This is a genomic window from Tenacibaculum profundicola (assembly GCF_057220795.1).
The window spans coordinates 2,227,704-2,243,595 of the sequence record NZ_CM170137.1 but is presented as its reverse complement, the minus strand read 5'-3'; the positions used below and the strand labels follow the sequence as shown (position 1 = coordinate 2,243,595).

The 15,892-nt window shown below is 33.7% G+C and carries 12 protein-coding genes; 6 read left to right on the top strand and 6 right to left on the bottom strand.

The window, feature by feature from the left end; all coding sequences use genetic code 11:
- Nucleotide 1: 1 nt before the first annotated feature.
- Nucleotides 2-658: a metal-dependent transcriptional regulator gene (locus tag AC2TDS_RS09590; RefSeq protein ID WP_484738932.1), complete on the bottom strand. Its 657-nt coding sequence runs from the start codon at nt 656-658 to the stop codon at nt 2-4.
- A 110-nt stretch (nt 659-768) separates the two neighbouring features.
- On the opposite strand from AC2TDS_RS09590, the gene AC2TDS_RS09585 reads away from it, so the two are divergent.
- From AC2TDS_RS09585 to AC2TDS_RS09570, 4 genes are all read left to right on the top strand, one after another.
- Entirely contained in the window at nt 769-3,006 is a 2,238-nt protein-coding gene (locus tag AC2TDS_RS09585) for a TonB-dependent receptor (protein WP_484738862.1), read from the top strand.
- Nucleotides 3,006-3,503, top strand: a complete 498-nt coding sequence (locus AC2TDS_RS09580) for a thioredoxin family protein (protein WP_484738861.1) — start codon at nt 3,006-3,008, stop codon at nt 3,501-3,503. Before AC2TDS_RS09585 ends, AC2TDS_RS09580 begins: the two co-directional genes overlap by 1 nt.
- A 135-nt stretch (nt 3,504-3,638) precedes the next feature.
- On the top strand, nt 3,639-6,449 hold the full coding sequence (locus tag AC2TDS_RS09575; protein WP_484738860.1) for a TonB-dependent receptor: 2,811 nt from the start codon (nt 3,639-3,641) through the stop codon (nt 6,447-6,449).
- A 140-nt stretch (nt 6,450-6,589) separates the two neighbouring features.
- On the top strand, nt 6,590-8,551 hold the full coding sequence (locus AC2TDS_RS09570) for a beta-helix domain-containing protein (protein WP_484738859.1): 1,962 nt from the start codon (nt 6,590-6,592) through the stop codon (nt 8,549-8,551).
- A gap of 67 nt (nt 8,552-8,618) precedes the next feature.
- Here the strand turns inward: AC2TDS_RS09570 and AC2TDS_RS09565 are convergent, their stop codons facing one another.
- From AC2TDS_RS09565 to AC2TDS_RS09545, 5 genes are all read right to left on the bottom strand, one after another.
- A complete protein-coding gene (locus tag AC2TDS_RS09565) occupies nt 8,619-9,431 on the bottom strand; it encodes a DNA/RNA non-specific endonuclease (protein ID WP_484738858.1) in 813 nt (270 codons plus the stop codon).
- Complete coding sequence (locus AC2TDS_RS09560) at nt 9,410-9,874, bottom strand: acyl-CoA thioesterase (RefSeq protein ID WP_484738857.1); 465 nt, start codon at nt 9,872-9,874, stop codon at nt 9,410-9,412. Before AC2TDS_RS09560 ends, AC2TDS_RS09565 begins: the two co-directional genes overlap by 22 nt.
- A 273-nt stretch (nt 9,875-10,147) precedes the next feature.
- Nucleotides 10,148-11,224, bottom strand: a complete 1,077-nt coding sequence (locus AC2TDS_RS09555; RefSeq protein ID WP_484738856.1) for an ABC transporter permease — start codon at nt 11,222-11,224, stop codon at nt 10,148-10,150.
- A 185-nt stretch (nt 11,225-11,409) separates the two neighbouring features.
- Nucleotides 11,410-13,107, bottom strand: a complete 1,698-nt coding sequence (gene lysS, locus AC2TDS_RS09550; RefSeq protein WP_484738855.1) for a lysine--tRNA ligase — start codon at nt 13,105-13,107, stop codon at nt 11,410-11,412.
- 250 nt (nt 13,108-13,357) lie between these two features.
- On the bottom strand, nt 13,358-13,864 hold the full coding sequence (locus AC2TDS_RS09545; RefSeq protein WP_484738854.1) for a DUF456 domain-containing protein: 507 nt from the start codon (nt 13,862-13,864) through the stop codon (nt 13,358-13,360).
- Nucleotides 13,865-14,014: 150 nt separating this feature from the next.
- On the opposite strand from AC2TDS_RS09545, the gene AC2TDS_RS09540 reads away from it, so the two are divergent.
- Together AC2TDS_RS09540 and AC2TDS_RS09535 are read left to right on the top strand one after the other, a co-directional pair.
- The gene (locus AC2TDS_RS09540) at nt 14,015-14,392 is read left to right on the top strand and encodes a BlaI/MecI/CopY family transcriptional regulator (RefSeq protein ID WP_484738853.1); all 378 of its coding nucleotides are present in this window, start codon (nt 14,015-14,017) and stop codon (nt 14,390-14,392) included.
- A complete protein-coding gene (locus AC2TDS_RS09535) occupies nt 14,379-15,887 on the top strand; it encodes a M56 family metallopeptidase (RefSeq protein ID WP_484738852.1) in 1,509 nt (502 codons plus the stop codon). The genes AC2TDS_RS09540 and AC2TDS_RS09535 overlap by 14 nt, the downstream gene beginning before the upstream one ends.
- The last annotated feature ends 5 nt before the right edge of the window (nt 15,888-15,892 follow it).

Sequence of the window (15,892 nt, the reverse complement as noted above, 5' to 3'; positions counted from 1 at the left end):
TTTATAGTTTTTGTATGTAAATATTACTGGCAACTTTGTTAGATATGGTAATCGTTCTGTTACTAATTCTTATTTGTATAGATTCATCAAAAGATTCTTTTTCTAGTATTTCGATATGCTCCCCTAAGGCAATTCCTTGCTTGTCTAAAAACTTTAAAAATTGAGATGAACTGTCATCAACTCCTACACAAATTCCTGTTTGACCTTCTTCTAGTGAAGACAATAAACTTTTTTCGATTACTTGTAAATTGCCGTTTTTATCAGGAATTGGGTCGCCATGAGGGTCTCTTTTTGGGTAATCTAAAAAAGCGTCTAGTTCGCTAATTAATTTTGGAGACTTAATATGTTCGAGTTGTTCGGCAACGTCATGTACCTCGTCCCATGAAAAATTTAATTTTTCAACTAAAAAAACTTCCCATAACCTATGTTTTCTTACAATGTTTGCGGCTGTTTTTCTGCCAAAGTCAGTTAAGGTAACTCCTTGGTATTTTTTATATACAACAATTTCTTTGTCTGATAGCTTTTTTATCATATCAGTAACAGAAGAAGCTTTGGTGTCTAATTTTTTAGCTATTGCGTTGGTGCTTACCCATTTTTTAGAATTGGTACCTAAGTAATAAACTGTTTTAATGTAATTCTCTTCAGATTGACTAAACATAGTGTTTTCATATTCACAGGCAAACATACAATTTTTGTTTTATATAAACATATTTTTAGGTTTGTCTAAAAAATAATTTACCTTTGCAAAAAGTTAAAATTTTAAATAGAATGAACTTAAATAGCGTGAAGCTTTATTTTACCTTTGCATTAGTGCTTTTTTTTATTAAAGGGTTTTCGCAAAGTACAATAAAAGGAAAGGTTACTTTTAACGGTAAACCATTTGAAATGGCTAATGTTTTTATAAAAGGAACGAGTATAGGTACTGTTACGGATAAGCAAGGGAACTACTTATTAAAGATAAAGCTTGTAGGAGAAAAGAAACTAGTTGTGTCGTCTATAGGGTTTAAAACCCAAGCAGAGAAAGTGTTTTTGTTAAAGAATAAGACGTTAGTAAAAGAATTTAGTTTACAGGAAACTACTTCTTCTTTGGAAGAGGTAGTTATTTCAGGTACAATGAAGCCAGTTAATAGGTTAGATAGTCCTGTTCCTGTTGAAGTATATTCACCTGCTTTTTTTACTAAAAATCCGGCTCCCTCTATATTTGAATCAATGCAAAATGTGAATGGAGTGCGCCCTCAGGTAAATTGTAGTGTATGTAACACAGGGGATATTCATATTAATGGGTTAGAAGGTCCTTATACATTTGTATTAATAGATGGTATGCCAATTGTAAGCGGCTTGTCAACAGTATATGGATTGACTGGGATTCCTCAGGCTTTAATTGAAAGGGTTGAGATAGTAAAAGGCCCTGCATCTACGTTATATGGTTCTGAAGCGGTAGGTGGAATAATTAATATCATCACCAAAAATCCAGCATCTGCCCCCTTATTAACTGTTGAATCCTATGCGAGTTCTTGGGCAGAGGTAAATACAGATCTAGGGTTTAAATATAAATTAGATAAAGTAAATGGGTTGTTAGGGGTGAATTATTTTAATTATCAAAACCCCATTGATAATAACAAAGACAGTTTTACAGATTTAACCTTACAGGATCGAATTTCTATTTTTAACAAGTTTACTTTTGATAGAAAAAACAATAGAGTTTTTACGGTAGCTGGGCGTTATGTATATGAAGATAGATGGGGAGGTGAAATGGAATGGACTCCACAATATAGAGGTGGAGATGAAATTTACGGAGAAAGTATTTACACAAGCAGATGGGAAACCTTTGGAACCTATCAGTTGCCAACAGAGGAGAAATTGAGTATTCAATTTAGTATGAATGGTCATTCTCAGAACTCTTATTATGGTGAAACGCTATATGATGCGAATCAACTTATTGGTTTTGGGCAGTTAGTTTGGGATACTTCTTTTGGTGAAAAACACGATGTTTTAATGGGTATGGCTTACAGGTACACGTATTACGATGATAATACGCCAGCTACTGGTAGTGATTTGAATAATAAACCATCAATTACCCACTTGCCAGGGATGTTTGTTCAAGACGAAATAAGCTTAGCACCAAATAATAAACTTCTTTTGGGTGCTAGATTTGATTATAATAGTGTACACGGAAGCATATTTTCTCCAAGAATAAATTATAAATGGAATTCTGAAAACAATGAGGATGTTATAAGAATAAGTGTAGGTAATGGTTTTAGAGTGGCAAATGTTTTTACGGAAGATCATGCTGCTTTAACAGGGAATAGAGAGGTGTTTTTCAAAGATGAATTATTGCCTGAAACTTCATGGAACACCAATATTAATTATGTGAAGAAAATTGTAACGAGAAATACTACCATTATTAATATTGACGCAAGTGCTTTTTACACGTATTTTGATAATAAGATAATTCCAGATTATGAAACAGATTCTAGTAAAATTATCTATGGAAACTTAGCAGGGAATTCAGTTTCTAAGGGGGTATCGGTAAATACCGATATAAACTTTCAAAATGGTTTGTCAATTATAGCTGGAGCAACTTTGATGGATGTTTCTACTACTGAAAATGGAATTAGGGAAAGACAATTATTGACAGAGAGTTTTAGTGGAACTTGGAGTATTTCGTATAAGATACCTTCTATTGATCTAGCTATAGATTATACCGGGAATGTTTATGCACCGATGGATTTACCATTGTTAAATGATGATGATGTTACAAATTTTACGGATCCAAGATCTCCTGTATCTCCTTGGTATAGTATTCAGAATATTCAAGTAACAAAAAAATTTAAGAGTAGTGTTGAAGTTTTTGGAGGTGTTAAAAACATCCTTAATTTCACGCCGGCAGCAAATAGTATTTTAAATGCTGACGATCCTTTTAGTGATCGTTTTGACCCAGCTTATGTATATGCGTCAAACCAAGGAACCCGAATGTTCTTGGGGCTTAGGTATAAACTATTTTAATGAAAAAAGCACTAGTGCTATTAACGTTTTCTGTAACACTACATTTGTTTTCTCAAACAGGTGTAGTGTTTCCTCGTGTGTATTCATTTGAAAATGCGTTAAAAGAACAAGCTAAAGAAAGGAAACCAATAGTTGTTTTTATACATACAGATTGGTGTAAGTTTTGTTTTGCTATGAAAAAAAACACGTTTACCAATCGAGATATAGTGAAAGTGCTGAATGAGAATTTTTACTTTGTGATGCTTGATGCCGAGTCAAAAGAAACTATTCTAATAGGAAGTCGCCAGTTTAAATTTAGAAGTAACGGGTACAGATCTGGTATTCATGAATTAGCCGAAGCGCTGGCTACTAAAAATGGCACAATCGTCTACCCTACCACTGTTTTGTTGGGTTTAGACAATACAATTGACGAGCAGATTAATACATTTTTATCAGAAAAAAGCTTGAAGAAAATCTTGGTTAAATACCTAAATAGAATAAAAAACACGCGTAGTTAACATTAAAATAATCTTTATAAGTGTTCTTAACATTAGCGAAACATTCTAATAATACAACAATAATTTAGAGGTAACATTAGCTTTACAACTTAGCTTGAGTTTTGCAGAATAAATAAACAGAATTCAAAGTATAGGATGAAAAAAATACTATTCGTAGCTTTTTTAAGCTTATGTAATTTAGTCTTTTCTCAAAGCAAAGGGACTATATCAGGAACCGTTACAGATAAAGAAATGAACGGTGAGTCGTTACCTTTTGCGAACGTGTTTTTAAAGGGTACATCAATAGGGGGAACAACAGATATTGATGGAAAGTATGCTCTTACTGCACCATCAGGGAACCAAACTATTGTTTTTAGTTTTGTGGGGTATCAAACAGTAGAAAAAGCAATAGTTGTAAAAGAAGGTGAAACAATTATTGTTAACCAATTGTTAGGGGCCAATGAAGGTGTTTCTTTAGAGGAAGTTAAAATTAACGTAACAGTTAGTAGAGAAAAAGAAAGCGCGTTACTTTTGGCACAAAAGAAAGCTACCGTCATTAAAGAAAGTATTGGAGCTCAAGAGTTGTCAAAGAAAGGGGTTTCAGACGCCGCTACAGCTACCACAAAAATTTCTGGAGTAACAAAGAGTGAAGGAACAGGAGATATATATATTCGTGGTTTGGGCGACCGTTATTTATCTACTTCTATGAACGGATTGCCAATACCTTCAGATGATGTTGATAAAAAGAACATTAATTTGAATTTATTTTCTACTAACATAATTCAAAATGTAGGGATTAGTAAAACATTTGTTGCCTCGAAATATGCAGATGAAGCTTCAGGGAATGTTGATATTTCAACAAAAGAGTTTTCAAAGAACTTGTTTACAGTAAGTGTAAATGGAGGTTCAAATTCTAACCTATTAAATTTAGATGGAAAATTCAGAAAAACTCTTATTTATGACGATGTAACATTTGGGTTTCATAAAAAACAATATGCATTAATTGATTTAATAACACAGCAAGGTTGGGACACCCAATCTGTCGATAATAAACCTCTTAATTTTGGAGTTTCTTTTTCTGCAGGTAAAAAGTTTGAGTTTTTTGGAAAAGAGATTAAGTTGTTTGCAACGGTATCTCATTCAGAATCTGCAAATCACAGAGAAGAAATTTTTAGAGCTTACCGAGCAAACATTGAAGATGAGGCGTATCCAAGTTTAACTAGACTTGCTAGTTTAGAAAAAGGAGCAACGGAAGATACTAGAGATGTAGAAAGATTCATTTACAATATTAATACAACGGGATATATCAATGCCAAGATCCGTTTAAGCGATAATCATAAACTAAGGTATAATACGTTGTTTGTGAATAAAGGAAAAGAGATTTTGTATGAAGCTGGAAGAAAAGGATTTGGGTATGTTTTTGATCAAGATCCTAAGGAAGATGAGGCATTTGTAAGAGATCAAAACTATAAGCAAACGACTATGTTTGTAAATCAATTGATGGGAGAGCACAAGTGGATGGCCAATAATACTTTAAGTTGGGCTGGAGGTTATAATTTTGTTTTAGCAGAAGAACCTAATAGAATTAGAAATGAAGTGAATTTTGATGATTTTAACAATTCAACACAGGTACAATATTCACATGTTGGAGATTATCAACAAAGAAAGTCAACACAGAAGATTGAAGACACGGAGTACAACGCATTTATAAAGAATCAACTAAGATTAGGAGATGAGGAAGATGGTAAGCCTTTCAAATTAAATATAGGGTTTAACTTCAGACAAAAAGAACGAGCGTTTAGATCTCAGTTTATAGGAGTGAGAGCTAAAGATTTCAAAGCGCCTTCAATTGATGAGTTATCAAGCACTTTTGTTCCTTCAGCATTTAATAATGGTTTACGATTAAGAGAAGGTGAAGTTGATAGGTTTAATGCAGAGTTGAGAGTGTTGGCTGGTTATGCAAATTTCGATTTTCGTTTTGATAACAATCTATCAGGTAATGTTGGTTTGCGCTATGAGCATGATAGAATAGAGGCTATTTGGGACATCACAAACTATATAAACAATGGTATTCCAAGAATAGACGATCTTGAAAGAAACTACAGCAGTCTATACCCAAGTGTTAATTTGAAGTACCAATTAAAAGAGAACCAATTTTTGCGTTTTGCCTCAAGTGTAACGCAGACTTTACCAGAATTTAAGGAATTATCTCCGTTTGAATATGTTTCACCAACAGGTCGTGTCACAAAAGGGAATCCTAATTTAGAAAAATCAGATGTTTACAATATCGATTTGAAATGGGAGTTTTTTCCATCGAGATCTGAGCTATTGTCAGCAACCACCTTTTATAAGCAGATTAAAAACCCTATAAACGTTGCTCAGGCTCGAGGATCTTCTGGGAATTTTCAGTTTTTTAATACAGGAAAGCAAGCAGATGTTATTGGTGTTGAGTTAGAAGGTCGCATTGACATTATCAAAAATGAAGACGATAAAGGAATTTTTAATGTTACTGGTAATTTGACTAAAATGTGGTTTGAGCAAGATCTTTTACCAAACTTTCAGTATAACAACAAAACCAAATCTGGATTACAGGGAGCTTCAGATGTTATATTGAATGGATCATTAACATATAACTCAAGAACGGAAAATGAGTTTATAGCGACTTTAGTGGGTAATTACTCTTCTGATAAGATCTTTTCATTAGGAAATCCGGAAGATTTTGATAATAGTGCAACGCTATTCAACGAAGAAATCATTGAAAAAGGATTTATAACCTTGGATTTGGTTTTAAGTAAGCAAATAATGGAAGGTTTAACAGCTAAATTAATAGGAAGAAATTTGTTAAATCCGAATATTGAGCAAACACAGTTAATTAGAAATCAAAATACTGGGGTAGAAACAGACGAAATTGTAAGAAGATATAACAATGGATCACAATTTAGCCTGAACTTTTCGTATACTTTCTAATTAATATTTAATTAACATTAAACACTTATTAATAAGCTATCTGTAACCCATTGTTAATATAAAACTAAAACTTAAAACAAGAGAATAAAGTTTCTTTGTAACGGTAAAATATTAATATACTTAAGACTAAAACAAACAAAATGAGAAAATCAAAATTTAGATTATTAGGAGTAGTAGCATTATCGTTAGCTACGTTGACTTTTACTAGTTGTGGTAGCGATGATCCAGATCCGATTATCCCAACAGAAACTCAGGTAATTCAAGATTTAAATAATGGAGTAATGAACGGTGCTCTTGATCAAGATTATACCTTAAGTGCTAGTACTGCTTATAATCTAACGAATGCGTTTATTGTTCAGGATGGAGTAACTTTAACTATCCCTGCAGGAACAAAAATTACTGCTGAGGCAGGAGGCACGGAAGTGTACATCGCAGTTTTAAAAGGAGGAATGATAAATGTGTTGGGAACAGAATCTAACCCAGTAGTAATGTCATCATCAGATCCAGTTCCAGGTGATTGGGGAGGATTGACAGTATGTGGTAAAGCAACTACTACCGCTGGAGTTGATGCTGAAGCAGAAGTAGGAGGTTTTAAGTACGGAGGAAACGAAGATGGTGATAGCTCAGGAAGCATTCGTTATTTACTAATTAAAGGCACAGGAGCTCAGATTAACTCTGAGTCTCAATATAACGGTCTTTCTTTATATGCAGTAGGTTCTAGTACTTTTATTGACAATGTGGCTGTAGTAAATGGTGCTGATGACGGAGTTGAGTTCTTCGGAGGTACAGTATCGGCGTCTAATATTTATATAGAGAACTGTGAAGATGATGCGATTGACTGGACAGAAGGTTGGAATGGTACGGTTGATAATACGTATATTTCCCACACAATTGCTGGTTTTTCAACTGCTTTTGAAGGTGATAAAGTTAATAACAACCCTAAATTTAATAACGTTACTGCTGTTTCTATTGTTGGAGGTACTGCTTTACAATTTAAAAAAGAATCAGGTGCTACTATTACAGGATTGTCTCTTACAGGTTATGACACATCAATCGATATGAAAGATGGCGGGCCATTGACTAATGTGGTTATAGATGGTTCTCCTGCTAACCCGGCATTAAACTATACGAATACTCCAACAGTTAATGTTGATGATTTTGGTTGGGTTGACTCTTCTTTAACGCCAAATATATCGATTCTTCAAGGAACAGTTTCAGATAAGGTGACATTAGATCCTGCTGTTGCTTACAAGTTAAATTCTTCTTATATCGTTCAAGATGGTGGTGAGCTTGTGATTCCTGCTGGTACAAAAATTGAAGCTAGAGATGGAGGAACAGGGGTTTTTATCGCTGTTTTAAAAGGTGGAAAAATAGATATCCAAGGTACAGCTGATAATCCAGTTGTTATTTCTTCTATAAATGCTCAAACAGGAGACTGGGGAGGCTTGACAATTTGTGGTAAAGCTACTACAACAGCTGGTGTTGACGCCGAAGCAGAAGTAGGAGGTTTTATTTATGGGGGAAGTGATGATACTGATAATTCTGGGTCAATAAAGTACTTGGTAATCAAAGGAACTGGTGCGCAAATTAATTCTGAGTCTCAGTACAATGGAATTTCTTTATATGCAGTAGGTTCTGATACTACTATTGAAAATGTTTCTGTAATTAATGGTTCAGATGACGGTATAGAGTTTTTCGGAGGAACGGTATCAGTTACCAATATCTATTTAGAAAATAACGAAGACGATGCTGTTGATTGGACAGAAGGTTGGGATGGTACAGTTACAAATACGTACATCTCTCATACAAAGGCTGGTTTTTCAACTGCTTTCGAAGGAGATAAAGTTAATAACAATCCAAAGTTTGATAATGTTACTGCAATATCAACACAAGGAGGTACTGCTTTACAGTTCAAAAAACAATCTGGTGCAACGATCACTAACTTATATTTAGAAGGTTATGATACGCAAATAGATATGAAAGATGATGGACCATTAAGTAATGTTGTTATTGACGGTTCAGCAGCTGATACAAGTGAAAACTATAATACAGGTACTAAAGTTGATATTTCAACTTGGACTTGGAAAAATGCTAGTTTATAATAGTATAATCACAACTATAATATAGAGAAAGCCGAGCATTTTGCTCGGCTTTTTTATAATATAGTCTTTACCTAAAACTCCATTGATGGTAATTTGACGAAGATTCTAATTTTTCCTCAATAGCATCAGGTAAAGATGGAAAAAAATCAATACCTGTTAGCTTTTCAAGTTCGTCGATTGAAACAATGAAATTATATAAAGGTTCATTAGTGTTTTGATGTGGCATCAAAAAGGCAATAGTCTTGATGTCAGGTTCCGTATAGTCTAGTAATATTTTATAGAAATACTTAGGAACACTTACCTTATTTTTCGAGCCTATAGTAGGTAAGCTAGGAGCTAAGACCCCTCCGGTTATTACATATAAATGATCGTACTTTTTAGCCCAGTATCGAGTTTTTTGTTCTAGTTTATTCCAAATTCCAGCGTTAAAATTATGTTTTTGTGGCGTAATATTCGAAGTGTAAAAAGTTTCGTTATACGATTGTTTAGAAACGCGTCTGTCTCCGGCTGGGCACAAATGACCTTTGTCATAACCTGATTTTTTGTAACTTCTCCAATCGGCAGATTTCGTTTTAACTTTTGGGTCATTTATAAAAAAAGGACGCTTGTGATTTGTGTAAACAAGATCTTTTTTTTGTAAGGAGTACGCTACCCATTCCGCTTGCTCATGTGTTTCACTATATGACAATTGATAACCATCATGTTTAATAATAACACCAGTGGTTGAGGTAGGTAGGAAATTAAAACCGACCGTACTTCTTATGGGATTTTTTGTGTTATGTTGTGTAGAAACCTCTTCTTTTTTTGATTTATCAAGCCAAAGTCCGACAGCAAGTACAATGATTAGGGTTACTACTTTTACTTTTCTTGAATTCCGCATGATTGCTTTAGTAAAATCTCTTGAAATTCTTCTGTTCTCTCTGCGTCTTTAAATATGTTTTGAAATTTCATAGGAGGAGCGGTTAATTTACGCTTTACTAAATCTAGCCAAGCTCCGTACACTGTAATGACTGCGGCTAATTTTCCTTTACTATTGAAAACTTCATGTTGAATTTTCCAACGTTCGCTATTACTTGACAGCCCTGTCACTTTAAGGTTAACCGAAATGTCTTCCCCCATATGGATTTCTTTTAAAAACTTGGTGTTTTCTTCAAATAATATTGGACCTACTTTCTCTTTAGTGAAATCTTGAATAGTAATGGCATGTTTTTTAAAAAAACGCAATCTTGATTCAGCTGCATAGTCATTATAAGCCGTATGACGCATATGTATGTTGGCGTCAAAATCAGCCCATCTGGTTGTAAAATTCACAATAAAACTCATCGAATTAATTAATTTTTGAATTGCAAAATTAACTAATTTATAAAATAAGTAATACTATGAGTGCTTTTAACTCGAATTAGGCATGAAAACTTCGAAATGATACCGTTTTTTTAAGTGTTTTATGGTATAATGTTGATGGGTATAACTTCTATTTTAATACTTGAAACAAAATAATCGTGTAAATGATCAAAGAACTGTTGTTGTTTTCTGGGTATAGTTATAGTAGTTGTTTAATATATGATTCCGGATAATGATGAAAGTTGCTACTAGATACTAAGATTTTACATCTAGAGTATCTCGGAGGGCATTACCTAATAACATAAAAGCCATTACTAGACTCATAATTGCCAATCCAGGAATCATAGCTAAATAGGGTTTCCCTAAAACAATATAGTTATAATGATTTTTAATCATAGCTCCCCATGACGGTGTGGGTGGTTGCGCTCCAATACCTAAAAAACTTAGCCCACTTTCTATTAAAATTGCCGCGGCGAAATTAGCTGCAGAAATGACAATAATAGGAGCTAAAATATTCGGTAAAATATGTTTGAAAATGATTCTAAAATCTGAAAAACCAAGCGCTTTTGCAGCTTCAACATATTGTTGCTGTTTTGTGGTAATGACTTGACCTCTAACAATACGTGCAACTTCAACCCACATGGTCAACCCAACAGCAATAAAAACTTGCCAAAAACCTTTACCTAATGCAAGTGTTATGGCTATAACAAGGAGTAAGGTGGGGATCGACCAAGTAATATTAATTACCCACATAATAAAGGTGTCTATTTTCCCTCCGAAATAACCTGCAATAGCACCAATAGGAATACCAACAGCCAAAGAGATAAAAACAGCTATAAAACCAATAAAAAACGAAATTCGAGCACCAATTAGTAACCTGCTTAGCAAATCTCTTCCGTATTTGTCTGTACCAAACCAAAACGTTTTTTGTTGTATATATTGCAAGGGTTGATTTTGAAAAGTTGACAAAGGAATTTTTTTAGTCAAGCCATCTGAATACTTGAATACTTCGAGTTGGTTTCCCTTGATTGTGTAGGAGGTTATAGGAATTTCAGTGGATGTATTTTGTTTTCCATGTAGTAAAACAGAAAGCCAATTTTCTTTGGTTGGTAGATTTGATGGAATTTGTAATAATTGTACAGAAAAACCCGGAGGTTTTGAGTGAATCTCTAAGTGCATTTGATTTGCCGAATTGCTGTTATCAGGGGCAAGAAGATAACAAAAAATGGCGACGAGCCCACAAAACACAATGTATAAGAAACTAAAAAAACCTGTTTTGTTAGTTGTGAACTTTTGCTGGGCAAGGTGCCAAAGAGAACTAGAATGCGTCATGAGTCAAAACTATTGAATAGAAAGTTCTTCAGCAACTTTTTTATGCATGAATAGAAATGAATTGTTAAAAGGCTTTTGAGTATGCATAAAACAACTTGATAATCGTTAATAGCGTTCGTTTTTAGTCATAAAAAAAGGAATTACGATGAGTAACTCCTTTTTTGTATTGCTTAGTATGAGGAATATTAAACTAATTCAACGAACAAACCTTCATCTGTTTTTTCAACTTTGGCTAGTTTGTTTTTCGTTAAACCTTTAATGGTTTTATCCCATTTTTTATTACTCAATCCACTTTGAGTTTTTAGTTCATTGAGATCAATTTTTTCTACCTTTTCAATTAATGTCAAAAGAGCTTTCTCATCATCGTTTAATACAACTGTAGGAGCTTTTCTTTCTGGTTTCATTTGTGGAAAGAACAGTACTTCTTGAATTGATTGGTTATTTGTTAAAAACATGATTAATCGATCCATTCCAATGCCAAGTCCTGAAGTTGGAGGCATACCGTATTCTAAGGCACGTAAGAAATCATAATCAATAAATTCACCAGCTTCATCATCTCCGCGCTCTGCAAGCTTTAACTGAGCTTCAAAACGTTCTCTTTGATCAATAGGATCATTTAATTCTGAATAAGCATTGGCAATTTCTTTACCACATACCATTAATTCGAAACGTTCTGTTAGTTCCGGATTATCCCTGTGTTCCTTACACAAAGGAGACATTTCCTTAGGATAGTCTGTAATAAAGGTGGGTTGAATATAATTCCCTTCACATTTTTCTCCAAAAATCTCATCAATTAGTTTTCCTTTACCCATGGTATTATCAACTTCGATACCCATTTCTTTTGCGGCCTCTCTTATTTCATCTTCTGTTTTTCCATTGATATTAAAACCAGTGAAATGCTCAATAGAATCTGCCATGGTAACACGAGCATACGGTGCTTTAAAATCAACTTCATACTCTCCAAAGGTCGCTTTAGTAGTTCCGTTTACTGCTAAGGCACAATGCTCTAACAGGCTCTCAGTGAATTCCATCATCCAGTTGTAGTCTTTATAGGCTACATAAATTTCCATTGCTGTAAATTCTGGATTATGCGTTCGATCCATTCCTTCATTACGAAAGTTCTTTGAAAACTCGTATACACCGTCAAAACCACCTACTATTAAACGTTTTAGGTATAGCTCATTTGCGATACGCATATAAAGCGGAATATCTAGTGCATTGTGATGGGTAATAAAAGGTCTTGCTGCCGCACCTCCCGGAATAGGTTGTAAAATAGGAGTTTCTACTTCAAAATAACCAGCATCATTGAAAAACTGACGCATGGCACTGAATAATTTTGTGCGTTTTACAAATACATCTTTTACCTGCGGATTAACCACCAAATCAACATAACGTTGACGATAACGCAACTCTGGGTCAGAAAAGGCATCAAAAACATTTCCGTCAGCATCAACTCTCGGTTGTGGTAGCGGTTTTAACGATTTACTAAGGATGCTAAAATTTTTAACTAATACTGTTTTTTCACCTACTTGTGTGGTAAATAGCTCTCCTTCAATGCCAATAAAGTCACCAATATCTAATAATTTCTTGTAAATTTCATTGTAAAGGGTTTTGTCTTCTTCCGTACAGATTTCATCTCTATTGAAATATAGCTGCACTCTACCATGACTATCTTGCAATTCAGCAAAAGAAGCCTTTCCTTGGATACGGCGAGACATCAACCTTCCTGCAATAACAACTTTCTTACCTTCCTTAAAAGCCTCCTTAATTTCTTTAGAGTTTGCATCGAGTGGATACAAATTTGCTGGATAAGGATTGATACCAAATTCACGTAATTTGGTGAGTTTTTCTCTACGTACAACTTCTTGTTCTGATAATTGCATTGCTTAATTTTTAATTTTCTTAATTTAAAACCGCAAAGATACAATCAATTGCACAATAAACCAACGCATGCTAAATGGAGTTTTTTCGATAGAAAACAAAAATAATTTGTAAGAATAATAAAAGTTTGTATATTTGCAGGCTGTCTTGTTTTAATAGGCAGCGTTTAGTTGTGTTGTTAAGGTGCTTAGATGCACCATGGTTTTGTTACCAATGGAAAGCTTCCCTGAGATGGGTTGCTTTTTTTTGTTTTTAATTCAACCAGAAACTTTCCTTATTTTTCCAAAAGGTCGTTAGAAAGAGTATAAAAAACACGACGGAAACCGAAAACTTTATCGTTACAGAGGCTAAAAAACCTAAGAAAGCACCAAAAGAAGCTTTTAATGCTCTGTTTGTATCTTTACTGTCATACAGCAATTCACCAATTAATGCTCCCGCAAACGCGCCAATCAAGATACCAAAAGGAATGGGAGATAGTAATCCTATGATTAAACCAATAGTCGTGCCGTAAACACCGTATTTTGAACCGCCAAATTTCTTAGTGCCCATGGCAGGGATGAAGTAATCAAGAATAAAAATAAATAAAGCTACGATGAACGTAATGGTTAGAAATGGAGTGTCCATAGGTACAAATGTTGTTAAATGCAAAAGTAACAACCCAAGCCAACCTGTAATAGGGCCAGGTAGAATTGGCATGAATGAACCTATAATACCTAAGCAGATAAAAATAACACCAAAAAGTAGTAAAAAAATATCCATGGTTAGTTGGTTTTTTAATGATTTAGAGAGTACTCATATATACATATGACGATAAAAGTTACCTCTTGTTACATTTTTATAACTAAAAAATTAGTTTTAACTAATTTTTTAGTTATATTTGAAAAGTAGAATCAATCATATCAAAAGTAAATGGGTAAACAGTTAACAAAAGCAGAAGAGCAAATAATGCAAGTTTTATGGCAATTAAAAGAAGCTTCGGTAAAAGAGGTGATTGCAGAACTAGGCGATCCGAAACCCGCGTATAATACGGTTTCAACAATTATAAGAATATTAGAGAACAAAGAGTTTGTGGGGCATAAACCAAAGGGAAGAGGCTATGTGTATTTTCCCATAGTTGAAAAATCGGCCTACAGTAATCAAACGTTGCATAAGTTAGTTAATGGGTATTTTGGTGGGTCTTTCAAGAGTATGGTTTCTTTTTTTATGAAAGAAAATAAAATGGACATAACTGAGCTAGAGCATATATTAAAAGAGATAAATAAAAATAAAGATCATGATAAACTATAGTATTCAGGTAGTATTATTTCAAGTGCTATTTATTTTGGTATATGATATTGTGTTAAGCAAAGAAACTTTTTTTACAAAAAACAGGTATTATTTACTTAGTACAGCTTTGTTGTCATTTGTGCTTCCCTTAATTAAGTTATCGTCATTTCAAAAATCGTTACCACAAGAATATAGTATTTTACTACCAGAGGTTGTTTTGTCTCCTCAGCAAGTTATAGAAAAATCTGCATGGTATCAGGCTGTTCATTATGTAGATGTATTGTATGCACTGGTATGTTTTATTTTTTTAGTTGTTTTTATGTATAAACTAGCTAAAATTGCACGGTTAATTCGTACTAATAATCTTCTTGAGAAGAAAGATTATACACTCGTATTGCTGCCAAATGCAACAAATGCCTTCTCGTTTTTTAAATATATTTTTTTAGGAGAAGAAATTCCTTGCGATAAGCAAGAGAAGATAATACAACATGAATTGGTTCATAGTAAGCAAAAACATACCATTGATTTGTTAATTTTTGAGATGTTAAGAGTTGTTATGTGGTTTAATCCTATGGTGTATATCTATCAAAACAGGATATCGTTGGTGCATGAATATATATCAGACGCAAAGGTTATAAAGGGAACAGAAAAAAATAAGTATATAAACAATTTACTTTGTGATATTTTTCAGGTAGAGACTATTTCATTTGTTAATCAATTTTATAAACATTCATTAGTTAAAAAGCGAATTATTATGATGACAAAAAGTCAATCAAAAAAGAGAAAGCAATTAAAATATTTAGTGTTAATCCCATTATTAGGAAGTATGACATTGTACACGTCATGCAGTGAGAATAGGATAGGGGAAGTTGATTCAAAGAAGCAACCTCAGAAAATTTACTTTGGTAAAAAGGAGAGTTTTAGAGAAACAAAAACAGATACGTATTTAGATTTTTTTATATCGTTTAATGAGGAGTCTCTGGGGAAAGAGATAGATTTGAATGAATTAGATAAAAACGAAGAAGCTGAGTTTCTTAAATTTCAAACAACTTTTTTGAAAAAGAGAGAAAGGGAAGATTTTTTTTATTTTAAGGTCTACGATTTTCAAGGCAGAAAAGTGGTAGGGATGCATCGAAAACCGATACTTTTAAAAAACAAAGAAGTTAGTGACGGAGTACCATTTTCTATGATAGATAAGGCACCAACGTTTCCTGGATGTGATGAGGGAGATAAAAAATGTTTTCAGGAAAGTGTACAGCAATTCACTAAAGCTAATTTTGATATGTCAATTGTTGAGAGCCTAGGAATATCAACCGGTAAACATAGGGTTTATGCTACTTTTACCATCGGAAAAGATGGCGATATTTCGAATATAGATGCTCGAGCGCCCCACCCGAAATTAAAGGATTATACAATTGAAATGATTAAAAAGTTACCTAAGATGAAGCCTGGAGAAAAAGACGGAAAATTAGTAGGGGTGGGGTATACATTGCCCATAAGCTTTAATTTGTATTAGAAATG

Excerpts from the sequence above, each read along its gene's own strand:
- AC2TDS_RS09565 (WP_484738858.1), bottom strand. The coding sequence starts at position 9,431 with ATGCGGAATTCAAGAAAAGTAAAAGTAGTAACCCTAATCATTGTACTT.
- AC2TDS_RS09555 (WP_484738856.1), bottom strand. The coding sequence starts at position 11,224 with ATGACGCATTCTAGTTCTCTTTGGCACCTTGCCCAGCAAAAGTTCACA.
- AC2TDS_RS09545 (WP_484738854.1), bottom strand. The coding sequence starts at position 13,864 with ATGGATATTTTTTTACTACTTTTTGGTGTTATTTTTATCTGCTTAGGT.
- lysS (WP_484738855.1), bottom strand. The coding sequence starts at position 13,107 with ATGCAATTATCAGAACAAGAAGTTGTACGTAGAGAAAAACTCACCAAA.
- AC2TDS_RS09585 (WP_484738862.1), top strand. The coding sequence starts at position 769 with ATGAACTTAAATAGCGTGAAGCTTTATTTTACCTTTGCATTAGTGCTT.
- AC2TDS_RS09580 (WP_484738861.1), top strand. The coding sequence starts at position 3,006 with ATGAAAAAAGCACTAGTGCTATTAACGTTTTCTGTAACACTACATTTG.
- AC2TDS_RS09570 (WP_484738859.1), top strand. The coding sequence starts at position 6,590 with ATGAGAAAATCAAAATTTAGATTATTAGGAGTAGTAGCATTATCGTTA.
- AC2TDS_RS09575 (WP_484738860.1), top strand. The coding sequence starts at position 3,639 with ATGAAAAAAATACTATTCGTAGCTTTTTTAAGCTTATGTAATTTAGTC.
- AC2TDS_RS09590 (WP_484738932.1), bottom strand. The coding sequence starts at position 658 with ATGTTTAGTCAATCTGAAGAGAATTACATTAAAACAGTTTATTACTTA.
- AC2TDS_RS09535 (WP_484738852.1), top strand. The coding sequence starts at position 14,379 with ATGATAAACTATAGTATTCAGGTAGTATTATTTCAAGTGCTATTTATT.
- AC2TDS_RS09560 (WP_484738857.1), bottom strand. The coding sequence starts at position 9,874 with ATGAGTTTTATTGTGAATTTTACAACCAGATGGGCTGATTTTGACGCC.
- AC2TDS_RS09540 (WP_484738853.1), top strand. The coding sequence starts at position 14,015 with ATGGGTAAACAGTTAACAAAAGCAGAAGAGCAAATAATGCAAGTTTTA.